At 65.5% G+C, this 5,390-nt stretch carries 5 protein-coding genes; all 5 read right to left on the reverse strand.

The window, feature by feature from the left end; genetic code table 11:
- Window positions 1–695: glutamate-5-semialdehyde dehydrogenase (locus AC1DT2_RS15000; RefSeq protein ID WP_477297169.1), on the reverse strand; the 695-nt coding region annotated here is incomplete at its 3' end.
- Between the two features lie 11 nt (window positions 696–706).
- Window positions 707–1,828, reverse strand: a complete 1,122-nt coding sequence (gene proB, locus AC1DT2_RS15005; RefSeq protein WP_477297170.1) for a glutamate 5-kinase — start codon at window positions 1,826–1,828, stop codon at window positions 707–709.
- Between the two features lie 182 nt (window positions 1,829–2,010).
- The gene (locus AC1DT2_RS15010) at window positions 2,011–3,306 is read right to left on the reverse strand and encodes an argininosuccinate lyase (protein ID WP_063570830.1); all 1,296 of its coding nucleotides are present in this window, start codon (window positions 3,304–3,306) and stop codon (window positions 2,011–2,013) included.
- Window positions 3,307–3,322: 16 nt separating this feature from the next.
- Window positions 3,323–4,270, reverse strand: a complete 948-nt coding sequence (gene argC, locus AC1DT2_RS15015) for an N-acetyl-gamma-glutamyl-phosphate reductase (RefSeq protein ID WP_063570829.1) — start codon at window positions 4,268–4,270, stop codon at window positions 3,323–3,325.
- Window positions 4,271–4,276: 6 nt separating this feature from the next.
- A partial coding sequence (locus AC1DT2_RS15020; RefSeq protein WP_477297171.1) for an acetylglutamate kinase occupies window positions 4,277–5,390 on the reverse strand: 1,114 nt, incomplete at its 5' end.

Raw genomic sequence — 5,390 nt, forward strand, 5'->3', positions numbered from 1 at the left:
ACGTAAAGGTGGCACACGCCCTTGTAATGTTTGATCACGGGCACACGCGCATGCTCCGCGACAAATCGGATCAGGCCTTCGCCACCTCGCGGAATCGCGAGATCGACGATGTCGGTGAGCTGAAGCAGTTCGACCATCGTTTCGCGGCGGGGATCGTCGATCAGGGTGAGGGCGGCCTCGGGCACTCCGCTCGCCTTGAGCGCACGTCGTAGCGCGGCCGCAATCGCGACATTGGATTGCATGGCATCGGAACCCCCGCGCAGGATCACCGCGTTGCCCGCCATCAGGCACAGCGCGGCGGCATCGGCGGTGACGTTCGGCCGTGCCTCATAGATCATCGCGATCACGCCGAGCGGAATGCGCACACGCTCAACGACGATGCCGTTGGGGCGCGTCTCGCGTCGCGTCGTGATGCCAACGGGATCCGGCAGGGTCGCCACCTCGCGGATCGCAGCGACGATGCCGGCGATGCGCGAGGCATCCAGACGCAGGCGATCGAGCATGGCGTCACTGGTGCCATTCGCGCGGGCAGCGTCCATGTCCCTCGCGTTGGCGTCGAGCACGACACTTACGTCCGCGGCAAGTGCACTCGCCATGGCATGAAGGAGGCTTCGCTTGGCCTCGGTATCGAGGCCGGCGATTGCCGCCGCGGCGTCCCGGCAGGCCAGCGCCTTGTCACGCAGGGAAGAAGTCATCGGGGCCTCGGTCAATGCGTCAGGGCGACGAGATCGTCGCGGTGGACGACGTTCTCACCGTAGCTATAACCGAGCGTCGTTTCGATATCGCGGGTGTGACGCCGCGCGATGCGGCGCACGTCGGCGGCCGAGTACTGCGCGATGCCACGTGCGAAGGGCGCATGTTCATCGGCGATATCAATCACGTCACCGCGGGCGAAGTCGCCTTCGGCCGCGACCACTCCACCAGGGAGCAACGAGGCGCCACGGGAGCGCAAGGCCTCGCCGGCGCCGGCATCGACCGTGATCTTGCCTGTCGGCGGCGCGTGGCGCAGCCAGTACTTGCGGGCCGCCAGTGGTGTCCTCGGCGCGCGCAGGCGCGTGCCGGTGAGGATCCCGTCCGCCAACTGCTCTATGCATGCCGCATCACGGCCGTCGAAAAGGAGGGTCTCGATGCCGGCCGCTGCGGCCTTCCCTGCCGCTTCGAGCTTCGTTCGCATGCCGCCGGTGCCCGCCGCGCTACCGGCGCCGCCCGCGCTGGCCAAGTGTTGCTCGGTAACTTCCGCGACATCGTCGATGGGCTGTGCAAGCGAATCGGTACGGGGGTTCGCCGTGTACAAGCCTGCGACGTCGGAGGCAATGAAAAGCACGTCCGCATCGACGAGGGCTGCCACGATGGCGGCGAGGTTGTCGTTGTCGCCCAGCTTGAGCTCGTCGACCGCGACCGTATCGTTCTCGTTGATGACGGGAATGGCGCCGAGGGCGAGCAACTCGCGCAGCGTCGTGCGCGCATTGAGGTAACGGCGGCGATTGCGCAGGTCGTCGTGGGTGAGCAGGACCTGGGCGACCGGTGCGTCGAAGAACGTCTGCCAGAGGGCAATGAGGCGGGTCTGGCCGAGAGCGGCGAGGGCTTGCCGGCCGGTCAGCCCAGCGCCGCGCTCGGGCGTGGCGAGGCCACGCCCAGCCGCTACCGCGCCGGAGGAGACGATGACGACTTCACGGCCGGCGCTGCGGCTGCGGGCGACGAAGGTCGCGAGGGCTTCGGCGTGGCGGCCGGTGAGGCCGCCCTCGGGGGTGGTGAGGAGGCTGCTGCCTACCTTGAGCACGGCGCGGTGCCATCGGGGAAGCGTTTGTGGGGCGAATGCTTGGGGCATGGTTTTTCCCTGGTGTTGAGGTAATTCCATTCGCCGCTGAAGCGGCTCCCACAGAGAGCTTGAAGAGCTTCGCCGATGAATCGGCTCCTACGTGGAGCGGGGTGCGCTCTGTGTGGGAGCCGGATCATCGGCGATCAGCCCGTCAGGGCTGGCAACCATCAGCCCGCAAGGACTGGCAACCATCAGCCCGCAAGGGCTGCCAGTCTCGCACGCAGCGTATCCAGCATAAGGTCGTTACCGGCGCCCGGCGAGGTGCGCGCGGCCAGGCTCGATTCGGGTGTCCGCCCTTCGCCTGACGAGGCGGCCGTCTCCGCTGCCGCACGGTAGGCATCGCGGAACGGCACACCTGCCACGGCCGCCTCGATGGCGACGTCCGTCGCGTACATCGCCGGCTCGATCGCAGCGCGCATCTTCTCTGCCTTCCAGCTGAAACGCGCCAGAAGGTCGGGAAGGAGCTCGAGCGCGCCAAGGCCCATGGAGAAGCCGTGGAACAGCGAACCCTTGGAGAACTGCAGATCGCGCTGATAGCCCGAGGGCAAGGAGAGCAGCTGCTCGATCTCGGTGCGCGCGGCCGCCACGCTGGCGTAGCTTGCACGCAAGAGTTCGACCACATCCGGATTGCGCTTGTTCGGCATGATCGACGAACCGGTGGTGTACTCGCCCGGCAGGCTCACGAAATCGAACTCAGCCGTGGTGAACAACGAGAGGTCCCAGGCCAGGCGGCGCGTGTCGAGCAGTGCCGTACCGACGGCATCGAGTGCAGCCATCTCGAACTTGCCGCGCGAGAGCTGGGCATAGATCGGCGAGACCTGCATACGACCGAAGCCGAGCGCTGCCGTGGTGTGTGCACGATCAAGGGCCACGTTGACACCATAGCCGGCTGCCGTGCCCAGTGGATTGGCATCGATCAGCTCGAGCGCCTGGCGGGCGCGCAGCGTGTTGTCGATGAAAGCCTCGGCAAACGCGGCGAACCACATGCCCGTCGACGAGACCACGGCACGCTGGATATGCGTATAGCCAGGCATCGGCACGGAATCACCGGCGGCCCGCTGCAGGCACACGTCGGCGATCTGCCGACACAATGTCTCCAGCGTCGACAGCTTCTCCTTCAGCCACAACCGCGTGGCAACAAGGATCTGGTCGTTGCGGCTACGGCCGGTATGCACACGCCGACCGGCGTCGCCGAGGCGCTCGGTAAGGCGGGCCTCGATAGCGGAGTGCCCGTCTTCGAAGCGATCGTCGAGCACGAACAGGCCGGCCGAGAAGTCAGCGGCCAGCACATCGAGCTCGCGAAGCAGTGCATCGCGCTCGTCACCGGAGACCACACCGATATTGGCAAGGCCTTCGACATGCGCCTTACTCGCGGTGATGTCGTGCAGGAAGAACTCGCGATCGAGCACCACATCGTTGCCGGCGAGGAAACGCATGATGCGCGCGTCCACCTGCGTGTCGGATTTCTGCCAGAGCGGCTGGGTCATCGTAAGGTCCTTTCGCTCAGAGCGGGATGGCGGTGAGCTCGTCGAAGCCGAGCGCACGATTGACGTTCTGCATCGCCTGGGAGGCGGCGCCCTTGAGCAGGTTATCCAGTGTCGCGACGACGACCACGCGACGGCCATCGGCCGACAGGGTGAAGCCACCGATATCCAGGTGGTGCTTATGCGCCACCTGGCTCACCCACGGCGCCTCATCGACGATATGGATCAGCTTGTCTTTGTCGAAGCGTGCTTCGAAGCGAAGGACAATCTCCTCCCGCTTGGCCGGCTTCGCCAGATACAGGTTGGTCGTGACCGTGAGGCCGCGGAAATGCGGTGCGACGTGCGGCATGAACTCAACCGGCAGACCGAGATGGCGGCTCGCTTCCTTCTCGTGCATGTGCCCGGTGAGGGCGTACGGCATGAGGTTGTCACGCAGCTTTTCCGGGTCGTTGCGGTCAGACGGCGTCGTGCCGGCACCCGAGTACCCGGAAACACCGAACGATACCGGCGGCGCCGCAAGCAAGTCCTTGATAGGGGCGATCGAGACCTGGATCGCCGTCGCATAGCAACCTGGGTTGCTGATGCGCTTCTCGCCGCGCCAGCGGTCACGGTAGAGCTCGGGCAGGCCGTAGTACCAGCGCTCGTCGAAACGATAGTCCGCCGAGAGGTCGACAATCACCGTGGAGCCGGCGGCCTTGTCGATGGCCTCGACGTACGGCGCCGCCTTGCCATTTGGCAAGGCGAGGATCACCACGTCGACGGCCTGCGCGGCCACCGCCTCCGGGTCAAGATTCGTATAGGTGAGTTCACCGCGGTAGGCATCGCTGTGATCGGCCAGGCGCTGCCCGTCCAGCTCGCGCGAGGAAACGAAGGCGAGCTCGAGCTGCGGGTGGTTCGCAATGAGCTTGATCAGCTCGGCGCCCGTATGGCCACGCGCGCCGACGATGCCGATGGTCTTGTTTGCCATGACCGGTCAGTCCTGCAAGGTGGGGATGCGCGTGGCGCAATGCGCCACACAGCGTTCGATATCCGCGAAGTTGTCCAGGCCGTACCAGAACACCTTCCAGCGCGACTGCTTGAAGCAGCCGTCCGACTCCGCGTAGTAGAAGTGATTGATCGCGTTGCCGTGGCGTGAGCGCCAGAACAACTTGGGGTTCTCGTCGCGCATGACCTGCCAGACCGCACGGCCGAGACCTTCGCCCTGCGCTTCGTCGAGCACGGCAAACTTGTCCAGATACGCGAAGCCTTCGTCCTCGGTGAGCACCATCGCCGCGCGATAGTTCTCGGAGACGTAGAGGCGATACAGGTTCGTGCGCTCGAAATAATCAGGCACGACCGGGCGTCCGAAACTGGATTCGATCAGCTCACGAAGGCGCTCCTTGTCCACGCCCTCCCACGAGTCGTAACGCAACACGCGCTCGCCGCGCCGCACCAGCGTGCCCGATCCCTTGTGCGTGAAGAGTTCCTTGGCCAGCTCGGCGGGCCGGGTGATCGACACCGACGTGGTCAGCGGCAGGTCGTCGAGAAGATCCTTGATCTGCTCGATCTTCAGGCGCATACCCGAATGCAGCCAGGGCTGCTTGAGCAGCTGGTCGTACTCGGTCGACAGGTTGATCGAATCGATGACCTTGCCATCGCCGTCGAGCAGGCCGCCCGTGCCCGTTAGGAAGACGATCTTGTACGGCTGCAGGACGCGCACGAGCTCGTTCGCGGCGAAGTCGGCATTGATGTTGAGGATCTGCCCCGAGTCCGTCTCGCCAAGGCTGGCGATGACCGGAATGGATCCCGCACGCAGGCTGGCTTCGATCGGTGCGAGGTTGATCTCGCGTACCTTGCCGACCAGGCCGAACACGTCCTGGTCGAGGAAGTCGGCCGCGAACACGCCCGAGGGCACCGACGTGGCACGCGTATCGACTTCCTGCAGCGCCTCGACAAGGCGCAGGTTCTGCGCCTGGAAGACGCGGCGGACAATGGCCAGAGCTTCCGGCGACGTCACGCGCAGACCATCGACCGTCTTCTTCACGATGCCGGCGGCCGACAGTTCCTCATCGAGCTGCGGACCAGCGCCGTGCAGCACGATAGGGGTC

This window comes from Luteibacter sp. P4_E6 (assembly GCF_056401535.1).

Coding starts and splice junctions, on each gene's coding strand:
- proB (WP_477297170.1), bottom strand. CDS start 1,828: ATGCCCCAAGCATTCGCCCCACAAACGCTTCCCCGATGGCACCGCGCC.
- AC1DT2_RS15010 (WP_063570830.1), bottom strand. CDS start 3,306: ATGACCCAGCCGCTCTGGCAGAAATCCGACACGCAGGTGGACGCGCGC.
- argC (WP_063570829.1), bottom strand. CDS start 4,270: ATGGCAAACAAGACCATCGGCATCGTCGGCGCGCGTGGCCATACGGGC.